The sequence below is a fragment of the Pedococcus sp. genome (genome assembly GCF_036554925.1).
GTDB lineage: Bacteria > Actinomycetota > Actinomycetes > Actinomycetales > Dermatophilaceae > Pedococcus_A.
In genome coordinates, this window is record NZ_DATBMI010000145.1 from 1 (window position 1) to 13,078 (window position 13,078).

Below are 13,078 nucleotides of genomic sequence, written 5' to 3' on the forward strand. Positions count from 1 at the left end.
GCGAAGCCGTTGTCCTCGGTCACCGACACGGGGCCGTCGACCTCCTTGCGGGTGGCCTTGACCCAGGTGTCGGCCTCCATGCGCTCGGACTCGGGGTCGACGAGCTCCTCGCGGGGGGCGCGGTCGAAGCGGTCGGTGCGCTCGAAGCGACGGGGACCGCGGTCGCCGAAGTCGCGACGCGGGCCGCGGTTGTCGAAGTCGCGACGCTGCGGGCGCTCGTCACGGCCCCACTCACGACGGGGCGCGCGGTCGTCACGGTTGAACTCACGGCGGGGGCCGCGGTCGTCACGGTCGAACGAACGGGCCGGACGGTCGTCACGGTTGAAGTCGCGGCGGGGGCCGCGGTCGTCACGGTTCCAGGTGCGGGCCGGACGGCTCTCCTGACCGTCACGGTCCACTCGGCGCGGGCGGTCGTCACGCTCGAACCGCTGCGGGCGGTCGTCGCGCGAGAACTCACGGCGGGGGCCGCGGTCGTCGCGGTCGGACCACCGCGGCGAGCGCTCGGCGCGAGGTGCCTTGCCGGCATACCCGGTCCTGCTGGACGAGGAGGTGGAGGAGGCGGACTGCCCGCGGTGCGGCTTCTTCGGGCCGCGCTGGGCGTCAGCCTTCTTGGAGGCAGACCAGCGGGCCTTCTTGGGCGCGCCGGAGGAGGTGTTCTTGGGCACAGATATTCAACTCACTTCAGGTGACTCGAGGTAGACACGTCTCGAGCCACCTGGCGAGGATGACGGTGAAGACGAGCCTCAGGCGCTCGGCGCCCGGCGGACCGGATCAACAGTTGTCATCCGGTGGGGCCCAGTCGGAGTTGGGGGTGGTTCAGGCGGCTTCCTTGCCGCGTGGCGCTGCCAGCGCCGCCGATCTGGGCCCGACCAGTCTACCAGCGCGCGCGGGCCCTCCCGACCATGCCGACTGTGGCGCCGAGCACCACCCCGACGAGGTCCGCCACCACGTCGGCCGGGTCCCCCGACCGGTGGGGCAGGACGGCGTGCTGCAGGATCTCGCTCAGAGGGGCGTGCAGGGCCAGCGGCACGAGCACGTATGCCGGCCGGAGGCCAGCGAGCAGCCCGGCCGCGGCGGGGAGCGCGAAGACCGCGACGTGGACGGCCTTGTCGCTCCACGTCACCGGCCCGTCGACGGCCACCCTCGGCCAGTAGAGCGCCACGAGGTGCACCGTGAGGAGCACGGCAAGGACGACCAGCCACCCGTGGGCGGTCCGCTGCCGCGCCGGGCTCTCGGGCAGCGGTCCCCGCGCCGGGCCGCCGTCGACCCGGCTCACGCCCCGCCGACAGGAAGCATCGCGTCCGGGTGCCCGCCGTCCACCGGGGGCTCGTCCGCCCGCGGCGCACCCTGCGCGGCATGCTTCTCGGCGGCCGCGCGCACGGCCGCCGCGACGACCTTCGTCACGTCGGGGTGGAACACGCTGGGGATGATGTAGGCGGGGTTCAGCTCGTCAGGGTGGACGACGGCGGCGAGCGCCTCGGCGGCAGCGAGCATGACGTCCTCGTCGACCGAGGTGGAGTGGGCGTCGAGCAGGCCGCGGAACACCCCCGGGAAGACCAGGACGTTGTTGATCTGGTTGGCGAAGTCGGAGCGGCCGGTCGCCACCACCGTGGCGTGCTGCGCGGCCGCCATCGGGTCGACCTCGGGCTCGGGGTTGGCCATCGCGAAGACGATGGCGTCGTCGTTCATGGTGGCGATGTCGTCGCCGGTCAGGATGTGTGGGGCGGAGACACCCACGAAGACATCGGCACCGACCAGCGCCTCGCGCAGGGTGCCCTTCATGCGCCCGGCGTTGGTGTGGGTGGCCGACCAGAGCAGTGAGGGGTGCTCGCCCGAGGCGATGTCCTCGCGGTCGGGGTGCAGGATCCCGTTGTGGTCGGCGACGATGACGTTCGCGGCCCCGGCCTTGAGGAAGAGCTTGAGGATGGCGGTGCCGGCTGCCCCCGCACCGCTCATCACGATGCGCACGTCGCGCAGGTCCTTCTTCACCACGCGCAGCGCGTTCGTCAGCGCGGCGAGCGCCACGATGGCGGTGCCGTGCTGGTCGTCGTGGAACACCGGGATGTCGAGCTCCTCGCGCAGCCGGGCCTCGATCTCGAAGCAGCGGGGCGCGGAGATGTCCTCGAGGTTGATGCCCGCGAAGACGGGCGAGATCGCCTTGACGGTCTTGATGATCTCCTCGGTGTCCTGGGTGTCGAGGCAGATCGGGAAGGCGTCGATGTCGGCGAACCGCTTGAACAGCGCCGCCTTGCCCTCCATGACCGGCAGGGCCGCCAGTGGCCCGAGGTTGCCGAGCCCGAGGACGGCGGAGCCGTCGGTCACCACGGCCACGGTGTTGCGCTTGATGGTGAGCCGGCGGGCGTCGCCCGGGTTCTCGGCGATGGCGGTGCAGATGCGGGCCACGCCAGGCGTGTAGATCAGGGAGAGGTCGTCACGGTTGCGGATCGGGACCTTGGACTCGATCTTCAGCTTGCCGCCGAGGTGCACCAGGAACGTGCGGTCCGACACCTTGCCCAGCTCGACGCCGTGCACGGTCCGCATGGCGTCGACGATCTCGTCGGCGTGGGCCGTGTCACGGGCGGCGACGGTGACGTCGATGCGCAGCCGGTCGTGCCCGGAGGCCGTGACGTCGAGGCCGGTGACGAGGCCGCCGCTCTTCTCGATGACGCCCGTGAGCTCGCTGACGGCGGTGGCACGTGCCGGGAGGATGAGCCGGGCGGTGATGGAGTTCGAGACTGAGGGGATGGCGGCCATGGCGCCCATTGTGTCGACTACCGAGAAGTAGCCCGAATCGCACCCCCCAGCGGGGTGTCCCCGCCTCGTCGGAGTCGCTCTCAGCTCGCCGGCCGCCGCCGGAACCGAGCGACGGCCAGCACCACCGCCAGCAGGACGAAGAGCCAGTGCGGTGCACCGACGAGCATCACCCGGTCGGCCTGGGGCGCGGCCGCGCTCGGCTGGTCACCTCGCGCTGCGACGACGTCCTGCCACCAGAAACCCAGCTCGTTCCAGGTCGACCGCGGCGGCATCGGCCGAGGCTCCTGGAGGACCAGCGCGCCGAGGTCCACTCCCCCTCGGGCGCCACGCGCCGCCGGACGGTGCTCGTCGATCCAGCCGACCCACACCGAGCCGTCGCCGGGCCAGCGCACCCGGTAGAACCGGCTCTCGACGGTCTCCGCCCGGGACGTCTCGATGTCGAGGCCCACCGACGAGTAGCGGTACGTCAGCGGCCAGGCGGCAAGGAGCACCACCACCAGCACGACCGGCGACCACCGCCGCCACCGGCTCGCTGGCGGCCTGCTGGCCGGGCGAGTCGTCGCCGGGCCCAGCCGGCTCCCCCGAGTCCCCATGCCCGGCATTGTCTCCCCCCGACCGATGGCGCGGGGGCGGAACCGACTAGGTCCGCGGCGTGGTCCGCTCCGCCTGCGCCTGGTCCAGCGGGGCACCCGGCTCACGCCGCCCCGCGTCGGAGGCCGGGCCTCGACGGCCGCGAGTCAGCCCGATCGCCACGATGACCGCGGCCAGGCCCAGGCTGAGGCCGAGCTCGAGACGGTGCCCCTCCTGCACGAGCATCAGCACGAGGACGGCGCAGATGAACCCGATGGTGAGGTAGGTCAGCCATGGGTAGAGCCACATCCGCACCTCGGGCCGGTGACCGTCGGCGTCGAGCTGGCGGCGCATCCGGAGCTGCGACATCGCGATGACGAGGTAGACGAAGAGGGCGATGGCCCCGGAGCTCGCCAGGAGGTAGCCGAAGATCTTCTCCGGCAGCAGGTAGTTGCCGATGACCCCGAGAAAGCCGACGACCGACGAGGCGATGATCGCCTGGGCCGGCACGCCGCGCGAGGTGGTGCGGGACCAGCCGGCCGGGGCCTCACCGCGGCGGGACAGGGAGAACGCCATCCGGGAGGCGGTGTACAGCGCGGAGTTCAGGCAGGAGGCCACCGCGGTGAGGATGACGAACTCGAGTGCCGTCGTCAGCCAGCCCAGCCCCATCTGCTCGAGCGTGAACTGGTAGGACCCCGCCGAAGACAGGCCCTCGGCGTTCCAGGCGACCAGGGACACGACGATGAAGATCGAGCCGAGGTAGAACAGGCTGATCCGCCAGATCACGGAGTTCACGGCCTTGCGGATCCCCGACTCGGGGTTCGGCGACTCCGCCGCGGCGATGGTGACGATCTCGGTGCCCATGAAGGTGAACATCGTGATGAGCATGGCCGCGAGCACGGCGCCGAACCCGTTCGGCATGAACCCGCCGTCCTGCCAGAGGTGGCCGACCCCGGAGGCCTCGGAGCCGGGCAGCAGGCCCAGGATCGCCGCGAGGCCCAGGCCCACGAAGGCCACGATCGCCACGACCTTCACGAGGGCGAACCAGAACTCGAACTCCCCGTAGTTGCCCACGCTGAGCAGGTTGCTGGCCACGAGCAGACCGGTGATGGCGAGCGCGAAGGCCCACTGCGGCACACCGGGGAACCAGTCCCCGAGGATCAGCGCACCGGCGGTGGCCTCGACGGGGATCACGATCACCCAGAACCACCAGTAGAGCCAGCCGATCGAGAAGCCCGCCCAGCGGCCGAGCGCCCGGTCGGCATAGGTCGAGAACGAGCCGGTGTCGGGCTGGGCGATGGCCATCTCGCCGAGCATCCGCATGACGAGCACGACGAGCGCGCCGGCGAGGGCGTAGGAGATGAGCACCGCGGGCCCGGCCGTCGCGATGGCCTTGGCCGAGCCGACGAAGATCCCGGCGCCGATGACCCCGGCGATCGAGATCATCGTGACGTGGCGCGGCTTGAGGCCGGCCTCGAGGCTGGTGCTGGGGTCGCTCTCGCTCGGGGAGGTCCGAGCGCTGGTCGTCTGGGTGTCGGCGCTGCTCACCCGGGCACCCTCTCGGTTCGGGACGGAAGGTGCAAACTGGGGCAGCTCGCCCCGGGGGGTCGGGGCCGGACCCGTCAGGGTCGGCCGCGGGCAGGGACCGTGGCCGTCAGGAGGTAGCGCTCGTCGTCGATCTCGCGCCCCCACAGGACCGGGTCGGTGAGCGGCACGACCTGTACGTTCTCGGCCACGCGTTCCACCGCGGCGCGCAGGTCCGAGGCGGCGACTCCACCGGACCAGGGCATCGCCTCGGGATCGTCGACGCTGTCGTCACCCACCCCGGTCCAGCGCCCCTCGACCAGCACCAGCCGGCCGCCGGGCCGCAGGGCCCTGGCCCAGCCGGCGAGGGCCGCCTGGGGGTCGGGAAGGGTCCAGAGGATGTGCCGGGCCAGGACGGCGTCCACGCTGGAGTCCGCCAGGGGAGCGTTGCTGACGTCAGCCTGCTCGATGCACACCGCAGCGCCGAAGTGTGCGGTCTTCGCCCGCGCACGTTCGACCATCTGGCCGGACAGGTCGAAGCCATGGACCCGGTGCCCCAGCTCCGCGGCGAGGGCGGTCAGGGTCCCGGTGCCGCACGCGAGGTCGGCGACGTCGCTGGCCTGGTGGGGAAGCCACATCCGCAGCAGGTCCTTCCAGGCCATCCGGGTGTCCGAGTCGAGCAGTCCGTGGTCGGGCTCCAGGTCGTACTCCGCGGCGTACTCGTCCCAGTACTTCGCGATCTGCTCGGTGCGCATCTGTCTCTCCTCGTCCGTGGTCGCGGCCCGGCCGCGGCCATCCATCCCACCATGCACGCCTCGCGGACGCGACACGCCCTCCCGACACCCTCGCGCGCCGCGTGCCGACGCGGGGACGCCCCTAGGGTGAGCCCGTGAGCAACCACGTGGAAGTGACGGGGGTCGGCACCGCGAGCGCCGAACCCGATGTTGTCCGACTCGACATCTCGGTCCGCTGCGACGGCTCCGACGTGGCGCAGGCCCTTTCCGACACCGCCCGACGCACCGAGGCCCTCGGGACCGCCGCCCTCGACCACGGCGTCGCGGCGGCCGACCTGCAGACCAGCGGTGCCGGCGTCCACCCTCGGCACGACCGCGACGGTGTCGACGTCATCGGCTACACGGCATACGAGTCGCTGAGGGTCACCGTCCGCGACATGGCGCGGATCGGTGACCTGGTGCAGGCGTTCACGGGTGCTGCCGGCAACGCCCTGACCGTGGAGCGGATCGCCCTGGAGATCTCGGACCCGGCGCCGGTGGTGGAGCGCGCCCGGGCCGCGGCCTTCCAGGACGCCAGGACACGCGCCGAGCAGTACGCCGAGCTGTCCGACCGCACGCTCGGGAAGGTCGTGGCGGTCTCCGACGTTGACCGGGGAGGCGGCGCGCAGCCGCGCCGCGAGCTCATGGCGGCCAAGACCGGCGGGCTGCCGGTGCAGGCGGGTGAGAACACCGTGACCGCGACCGTCGTGGTCCGATGGGATTGGATGTACTGATGGCAAGCACGACCCTGACCGCAGCGAACTTCGAGAAGACCGTGCTCCACGAGGACATCGTCCTCGTCGACTTCTGGGCAGAGTGGTGCGGCCCGTGCCGCCAGTTCGCGCCGGTCTTCGAGGCCGCGTCCGAGCAGCATGACGACATCGTCTTCGGCAAGGTCGACACCGAGGCCGAGCAGGCGCTCGCCCAGGCGGCGAACATCACGTCGATCCCGACGCTGATGGCGTTCCGCGAGGGCATCCTGGTCTTCGCCCAGCCCGGCGCCCTCCCCGCGACCGCCCTCCAGCAGGTCATCGACGGTGTGCGCGGCCTGGACATGGAGGCCATCCGCGCCGACATCGCCGCCCAGCAGAACGGCGACAGCGCACCTCCGCAGCCGTGAGCCCCTGCCGGTGATCTGGGTCCAGGCGCTCGGGTGGGCCGGGTCCGCCCTCCTGGTCTTCTCACTCCTGCAGGCGCGCGTCCTGCGGTTCCGGGTGCTCAACCTCATCGCGTGCCTGATCCTCACCACGTTCAACGCGATCCTGCTCATCTGGCCGATGGTGGCGATGAACGTGGTGCTCTCGGCCATCAACCTCTGGTTCATCCGGCGTCTCCTCGCCGAGCGGTCGGACGAGAACGCGTACGAGGTGCTCGAGGTCGCCGCGGACGACACCTACCTGCGGCACTTCCTGAAGGTGCACGCCGACGACATCGCCAAGTACTTCCCCCGCTTCCGGACCACCGAGGTGGGCCCCGGCAGCGCCGCGTACCTCGTGCAGCACGGCAACGAGACCGTCGGCGTCGTCGTGGTCCGTGACGCCGGCGACGGGGTCGCCCAGGTGGAGCTCGACTACGTGACCCCGCGCTTCCGCGACTTCTCACCCGGCGAGTTCGTCTTCCGGCGCAGCGGGCTCTTCACCGGCCGCGGGTTCCGCCGCATCCTCACCCCGCCGGGCATGGTGAACCCGTACTACGAGCGGCTCGGGTTCGCGCGGGCCGGTGACTCCTGGGTGACCGACCTGTCCTGACGCCCCCAGTCGCCCGGCTGCGGCGGACCGTGGGGACGAGCCGGTGCGCGGTGACGAGCGCGGCCAGCCGGGCCGGACCGCTGGGTGGGCCGGGCGGGCGGCATGTAGGACACCAACACGAAGGCCCCGCCGGGAGGGCGGGGCCTTCGAGCCTGAACTGTGGTGTGGCCACGGTGGTGGAGGTGGCGGGAATCGAACCCGCGTCCACTGACGGGAAACCAGGGCTTCTCCGGGTGCAGTGCGCTGAGGAGTTTCTCGGCCCCAGAGCTCGCGCGCACACGTCCTCTGACAGGCCCAGTCGAGTGAGAGTCCCGCGCAGTCCCCCGACATGACTGCGCAGCAAGCTACCTAGCTGACGCCAGGATCTCGGTCAGTAGCGAACCGAGGCTGACGGACTTCGGAGCTCGCTCAGGCGGCGAGGGCGAAGTCGGTGCGCTTGGAATTGGCACCTATTGGTTTGCAAGGAGCGTTGACGAGATGACCTTGCGTCCTCGACCCGCTTCCCCTGGTGAGCCGACCAATGTCGAAACCGATCACCCCCATGCTCCCTGGCATCGGGGTGTCCACACCACGCTGTTCAGTTGTCACTGCGAGACCACAGTATCCCTGTCAACCCGCGCCGGGACCAATTCATTTCCGGCATCGGAAAAATGTCCCACCGCCCCCATCCGACCTGCGAGCTGGCCCGAATCACCGACGCCAACGCCGGGGGTACGGAGTCGGCGGCCTCCGTGAGCAGGGCCCTGGCCAGAAAGCCGCCACAACTGAGGAGCGAACACATGTCGGTACGACGCATTCTTGCTGTGCTCTCCACGACGGCACTCATGGGCGCGGCTGCGGTCGCTGGCGCCAACGGCGCTGCCGCGGATGATGACGACCTCGGCGACCGCAGCCTGGCCAAGGTGCTGGCCAAGGACGGCTCCGGGTTCGACCGCAACCCCTGGGACTACGACATCCTCGACAACGCCGTGCACGCGGTGCTCGATGCCAAGCCCGACTCGGCGGTGAAGGTGCTGGCGGACGGCGACACCGCGCTGACCGCGTTCCTCCCGAACGACCTCGCCTTCCGGAGGCTCGTCAACGACCTGACCGGTACGTGGCGTGGCAGCGAGAAGGACGTCTTCACCGCCGCCGCCAGCGTCGGCATCGACACCGTCGAGGCCGTCCTGCTCTACCACGTGGTCCCCGGGGCGACGATCGACTCGCGTGCCGCGAAGAAGGCTGACGGCGCCTCCCTCGACACCGCGCTGGACGGTGCGAGCTTCACGGTCGACGTCCGCGATGGCCGGATCGTCCTCGTCGACGGCGACCCCGACGACGCGAACGCTCGGGTGATCGCTCCCGACATCAACAAGGGGAACAAGCAGATCGGCCACGGCATCTCCCGGGTGCTGCGTCCGATGGACCTCTGACCCGAGGTCATGCCCGGCAGGGCCCGGGGACGGCTGAGGAGCCGGCCCCGGGCCCTGTCCGTGCGCGGGTCACGACGGGACAGCCACCCAGGTCCCGACCCCGCACCCCCCGGTCCGCCCGCCGGACCCACGCGACCCCCTACCCCTTCCCGACGCGGCCCCACGCGGGTGGCACAGCGGCATACCTTCCGCATCGCGGGCTCGGGGTCTCACTGGGCGGAACGGTCACTAGGATCGCTGACACGTCTTTCCCCACCTTGGGAGGTCATCCGTGTTCAGCAAGGTCCTCGTCTCCAACCGCGGTGAGATCGCCGTCCGGGCCTTCCGGGCCGCCACCGAGCTCGGCGCCAAGACGGTCGCGGTGTTCCCGCACGAGGACCGGACCTCCGAGCACGTCCTCAAGGCCGACGAGGCCTACCAGATCGGCGAGTCCGGGCACCCGGTGCGCGCCTATCTGGACCCGGTCGGCATCGTGCGCACCGCGGTCGACGCCGGGGCCGACGCCATCTACCCCGGGTACGGCTTCCTGTCGGAGAACCCCGACCTCGCCGAGCAGTGCGCGGCCCACGGCATCACCTTCGTCGGGCCCCCGGCCAGCGTCCTGCACCTGACGGGCAACAAGGCACGCGCCATCGCCGCCGCCAGGAAGGCGGGGCTGCCGACGCTGCGCAGCGCCCCGCCGAGCACCGACGTCGACGCGCTGGTCGCCGCGGCCGACGAGATCGGCTTCCCGGTGTTCGCCAAGGCGGTCGCCGGCGGCGGTGGCCGGGGCATGCGGCGGGTCGAGCGCCGCGAGGACCTCCGCGAGGCGCTCGAGGCGTGCATGCGCGAGGCCGAGTCCGCGTTCGGCGATGCCACCGTCTTCCTCGAGGAGGCCGTGGTCAGCCCCCGGCACATCGAGGTGCAGATCCTGGCCGACGGCGCGGGCAACGTGGTCCACCTGTTCGAGCGGGACTGCTCGGTGCAGCGGCGGCACCAGAAGGTCGTCGAGATCGCGCCAGCCCCGAACCTCGACCCCGAGCTGCGCGAACGCATGTGCGCCGACGCCGTCGCCTTCGCCCGCGAGATCGGCTACGTGAACGCCGGCACGGTCGAGTTCCTCCTCGCGCCGAACGGCCGCTACGTCTTCATCGAGATGAACCCCCGCATCCAGGTGGAGCACACGGTGACCGAGGAGATCACCGACGTCGACCTGGTGGGCGCCCAGCTGCGGATCGCGAGCGGAGAGACGCTCGCCGACCTCGGCATCTCGCAGGAAAGCCTTCAGATCTGCGGGGCCGCCCTCCAGTGCCGCATCACCACCGAGGACCCCGCCAACGAGTTCCGACCCGACACCGGCAGGGTCACGACCTACCGCTCGGCCGGTGGGGCGGGCGTGCGCCTCGACGGCGGCACGGTGTTCGTCGGAGCGGAGATCGGCGCCCACTTCGACTCCATGCTCGTCAAGCTCACGTGTCGAGGGCGCGACTTCCCCACGGCCGTGAGGCGGGCCCGTCGCGCCCTCGCCGAGTTCCGCATCCGCGGCGTGGCGACCAACATCCCCTTCCTGCAGGCCCTGCTCGAGGAACCCGACTTCCAGGCCGGGCGGCTCAGCACCGCCTTCATCGACGAGCGGCCCGAGCTGCGCACCGCCCGGGTCCCGGCCGACCGGGGCACCAAGCTGCTCACCTACCTCGCCAACGTCACCGTCAACCAGCCCCACGGGCCAGGACGCACCCGCGTGTCCCCGCGCGGCAAGCTGCCTCCGGTCGACCTGGGTGCGCCGCCCGCGCCCGGCGCCCGGGACCGCCTGCTGCGGGAGGGGCCGGAGGCCTTCGCCCGGGCCCTGCGCACCCAGGCGGCGGTCGGCGTCACCGACACCACCTTCCGCGACGCCCACCAGTCGCTGCTGGCGACCCGCATCCGCACCCGCGACCTGATGCACGTCGCCCCCCACGTCGCCCGGATGACGCCGCAGCTGCTCAGCGTCGAGGCCTGGGGCGGCGCGACCTACGACGTGGCCCTGCGGTTCCTCTCCGAGGACCCGTGGGACCGGCTGGCCGCCCTGCGCCAGGCCATGCCCAACCTCCCGCTGCAGATGCTGCTGCGCGGCCGGAACACCGTCGGCTACACCCCCTACCCCACCAAGGTCACCGACGCCTTCGTCACCGAGGCCGCCCGGACGGGCATCGACATCTTCCGCATCTTCGACGCGCTCAACGACGTCGGTCAGATGCGACCGGCCATCGAGGCGGTGCGCTCCACCGGCACCGCCCTGGCGGAGGTGGCACTCTGCTACACCGGCGACCTCACGGACCCGGGCGAGACGCTGTACACCCTGGACTACTACCTGCGCCTCGCCGAACGGATCGTCGAGTCGGGGGCCCACATCCTCGCCGTCAAGGACATGGCCGGTCTGCTGCGCGCCCCCGCCGCCGCCACCCTCGTGAGCGCGCTGCGCGAGAACTTCGACCTGCCGGTGCACCTGCACACCCACGACACGGCCGGCGGCCAGCTCGGCACGCTGCTCGCGGCCATCGGCGCCGGGGTCGACGCCGTCGACGTCGCCAGCGCCTCCATGGCCGGCACCACCAGCCAGCCGCCGATGTCGGCGCTGGTCGCGGCGACCGACGGCACCGAGCGCGCCACCGGTCTGGACCTCCGGGCCGTCTGTGACCTCGAGCCGTACTGGGAGGCGGTGCGGGCGCTCTACGCGCCGTTCGAGTCGGGGCTGCCCTCCCCCACCGGCCGCGTCTACACCCACGAGATCCCGGGCGGGCAGCTGTCGAACCTGCGCCAGCAGGCCATCGCCCTCGGGCTCGGCGAGCGCTTCGAGGCCATCGAGGACACGTATGCCGCCGCGAACCGCATCCTGGGCAACATCGTCAAGGTCACGCCGAGCTCGAAGGTGGTCGGGGACCTCGCCCTCGCCCTCGTCGGCGCCAATGCCGACCCCGCCGACTTCGAGGCCAACCCGACGGCCTACGACATCCCGGACTCCGTCATCGGCTTCCTCAACGGTGAGCTCGGGGACCCGCCGGGAGGCTGGCCGGAGCCGTTCCGCACCAAGGCACTCGAGGGTCGCTCGGCCAAGCCGCGGGTGACGGAGCTGTCGGGCGAGGACGAGGCCGCACTGGCCCGCGATCCGCGCAGAACCCTCAACCGGCTCCTCTTCCCGGGGCCGACGAAGGACTTCGAGACCTCCCGGGAGGCCTACTCCGATCTCGCCGTCCTCGGTACTCGCGAGTTCCTGCACGGCATCGACGTCGGCCACGAGCACCAGATCGACCTCGAGCCCGGCAAACGCCTGCTCATCGGGTTGCAGTCGATCTCGGAGCCGGACGAGCGGGGCATGCGCACCGTGATGTTCACGATGGGCGGCCAGCTCCGGCCGGTCCAGGTGCGCGACGAGCGGGTCAGCGTCGACGTCAAGACTGCCGAGAAGGCCGACCCCTCCGACAAGGGCCACGTCGCCGCTCCGTTCGCAGGCGTCGTCAGCCTGGCCGTCGAGGAGGGCGCGAGCATCGAGGCCGGCTCCGTGGTCGCCACCATCGAGGCGATGAAGATGGAGGCCAACATCACCACCCCCACCGGCGGCACGGTCGAGCGCGTGGCGATCGGCTCGCAGCAGCAGGTGGAGGGCGGTGACCTGCTGCTCGTGGTCCGCGGCTGAACGCCGGCACCTCGACACACCGCCGGGCGCGGTGGGCGACGTCGCCGTGGGCCGCGGTCGCGGCGCCGGGAACGCCGCAGCGCGGGGCCCGCAGCGCGGGCTCGCCCTCCGCCCAACAGGCCGATCGCGCTGACCCGGCCTACCGTGACAGGGCACGGGGTCAAGAAGCGGCCGGTGCGCACAGGGAACCAACGGATCCGACCAGAGGAGTGTGCGTCATGGGACTGGAAGACAAGATGAGCAACACCGCCGAGGACCTCCAGGGCAAGGCCAAGGAGGCGACGGGCAAGGCCACGGACGACGAGCGGCTCGAGGCCGAGGGGAAGGCCGACCAGAGCAAGGCCGACCTGAAGCAGGCCGGCGAGAAGGTCAAGGACGCCTTCAAGGACTGAGCACCGTCCGTATGCCGCTGGGGGCCGGGTCGTGTGGACCCGGCCCCTTCGCGTGTGCCGGTTCCGCGGCGATCCGGGTTTGACCGGCCGCTACCAGGACCCGCCTGAGCTGCCGCCGCCGCCACCGCCGGAGAAGCCGCCACCGGCGGAGAAGCCGCTCGAGCCCGACGACCCCGGTGTGCTGGTGAAGGTCCCCCCGGCTGTGCTGGCGAACGAGTCCATCCCGGAGGCGAGGTTGCTGAAGCTGCCGTAG

General features: G+C 71.5%; 11 protein-coding genes, 1 other RNA gene and 1 pseudogene. 6 read left to right on the forward strand and 7 right to left on the reverse strand.

Annotated elements, in window-relative coordinates; genetic code table 11:
- The 6 genes and pseudogenes from VIB11_RS11830 to VIB11_RS11855 all read right to left on the reverse strand — a co-directional run.
- Positions 1-665 (reverse strand): annotated as a pseudogene (locus tag VIB11_RS11830) (DEAD/DEAH box helicase); the annotation flags it as partial.
- 209 nt (positions 666-874) lie between these two features.
- Positions 875-1,276, reverse strand: a complete 402-nt coding sequence (locus tag VIB11_RS11835; RefSeq protein ID WP_332031430.1) for a VanZ family protein — start codon at positions 1,274-1,276, stop codon at positions 875-877.
- Entirely contained in the window at positions 1,273-2,754 is a 1,482-nt protein-coding gene (locus VIB11_RS11840; RefSeq protein WP_332031431.1) for an NAD-dependent malic enzyme, read from the reverse strand. Before VIB11_RS11840 ends, VIB11_RS11835 begins: the two co-directional genes overlap by 4 nt.
- 80 nt (positions 2,755-2,834) lie before the next feature.
- A complete protein-coding gene (locus VIB11_RS11845; RefSeq protein ID WP_332031432.1) occupies positions 2,835-3,347 on the reverse strand; it encodes a hypothetical protein in 513 nt (170 codons plus the stop codon).
- Positions 3,348-3,393: 46 nt separating this feature from the next.
- On the reverse strand, positions 3,394-4,770 hold the full coding sequence (locus VIB11_RS11850) for an amino acid permease (RefSeq protein ID WP_414695821.1): 1,377 nt from the start codon (positions 4,768-4,770) through the stop codon (positions 3,394-3,396).
- A gap of 176 nt (positions 4,771-4,946) precedes the next feature.
- Positions 4,947-5,603, reverse strand: coding sequence for a class I SAM-dependent methyltransferase (locus VIB11_RS11855; protein WP_332031434.1), 657 nt, complete (start codon positions 5,601-5,603; stop codon positions 4,947-4,949).
- Between the two features lie 134 nt (positions 5,604-5,737).
- Between VIB11_RS11855 and VIB11_RS11860 the strand changes: the two genes are divergently transcribed.
- Genes VIB11_RS11860 through VIB11_RS11870 form a run of 3 tightly spaced genes read left to right on the forward strand, consistent with a single transcriptional unit; the run spans position 5,738 to position 7,369 of the window.
- Positions 5,738-6,355, forward strand: a complete 618-nt coding sequence (locus VIB11_RS11860; RefSeq protein WP_332031435.1) for an SIMPL domain-containing protein — start codon at positions 5,738-5,740, stop codon at positions 6,353-6,355.
- Entirely contained in the window at positions 6,355-6,741 is a 387-nt protein-coding gene (gene trxA / locus VIB11_RS11865) for a thioredoxin (RefSeq protein ID WP_332031436.1), read from the forward strand. The genes VIB11_RS11860 and trxA overlap by 1 nt, the downstream gene beginning before the upstream one ends.
- A gap of 10 nt (positions 6,742-6,751) precedes the next feature.
- Positions 6,752-7,369, forward strand: coding sequence for a hypothetical protein (locus VIB11_RS11870; protein ID WP_332031437.1), 618 nt, complete (start codon positions 6,752-6,754; stop codon positions 7,367-7,369).
- Positions 7,370-7,543: 174 nt separating this feature from the next.
- On the opposite strand, the gene ssrA is transcribed toward VIB11_RS11870, so the two are convergent.
- Positions 7,544-7,910, reverse strand: a transfer-messenger RNA (tmRNA) gene (gene ssrA / locus VIB11_RS11875).
- Positions 7,911-8,148: 238 nt separating this feature from the next.
- Here ssrA and VIB11_RS11880 point away from each other — a divergent pair.
- From VIB11_RS11880 to VIB11_RS11890, 3 genes are all read left to right on the forward strand, one after another.
- A complete protein-coding gene (locus VIB11_RS11880; RefSeq protein ID WP_332031438.1) occupies positions 8,149-8,781 on the forward strand; it encodes a fasciclin domain-containing protein in 633 nt (210 codons plus the stop codon).
- Between the two features lie 271 nt (positions 8,782-9,052).
- Positions 9,053-12,433 (forward strand): pyruvate carboxylase, encoded by a 3,381-nt coding sequence (locus tag VIB11_RS11885; protein ID WP_332031439.1) that lies wholly within the window; start codon positions 9,053-9,055, stop codon positions 12,431-12,433.
- Between the two features lie 218 nt (positions 12,434-12,651).
- On the forward strand, positions 12,652-12,825 hold the full coding sequence (locus tag VIB11_RS11890) for a CsbD family protein (protein WP_332031440.1): 174 nt from the start codon (positions 12,652-12,654) through the stop codon (positions 12,823-12,825).
- Positions 12,826-13,078 lie beyond the last annotated feature (253 nt).

Excerpts from the sequence above, each read along its gene's own strand:
- VIB11_RS11840 (WP_332031431.1), bottom strand. The coding sequence starts at position 2,754 with ATGGCCGCCATCCCCTCAGTCTCGAACTCCATCACCGCCCGGCTCATC.
- VIB11_RS11845 (WP_332031432.1), bottom strand. The coding sequence starts at position 3,347 with ATGGGGACTCGGGGGAGCCGGCTGGGCCCGGCGACGACTCGCCCGGCC.
- VIB11_RS11850 (WP_414695821.1), bottom strand. The coding sequence starts at position 4,770 with ATGATCTCGATCGCCGGGGTCATCGGCGCCGGGATCTTCGTCGGCTCG.
- VIB11_RS11855 (WP_332031434.1), bottom strand. The coding sequence starts at position 5,603 with ATGCGCACCGAGCAGATCGCGAAGTACTGGGACGAGTACGCCGCGGAG.
- trxA (WP_332031436.1), top strand. The coding sequence starts at position 6,355 with ATGGCAAGCACGACCCTGACCGCAGCGAACTTCGAGAAGACCGTGCTC.
- VIB11_RS11880 (WP_332031438.1), top strand. The coding sequence starts at position 8,149 with ATGTCGGTACGACGCATTCTTGCTGTGCTCTCCACGACGGCACTCATG.
- VIB11_RS11890 (WP_332031440.1), top strand. The coding sequence starts at position 12,652 with ATGGGACTGGAAGACAAGATGAGCAACACCGCCGAGGACCTCCAGGGC.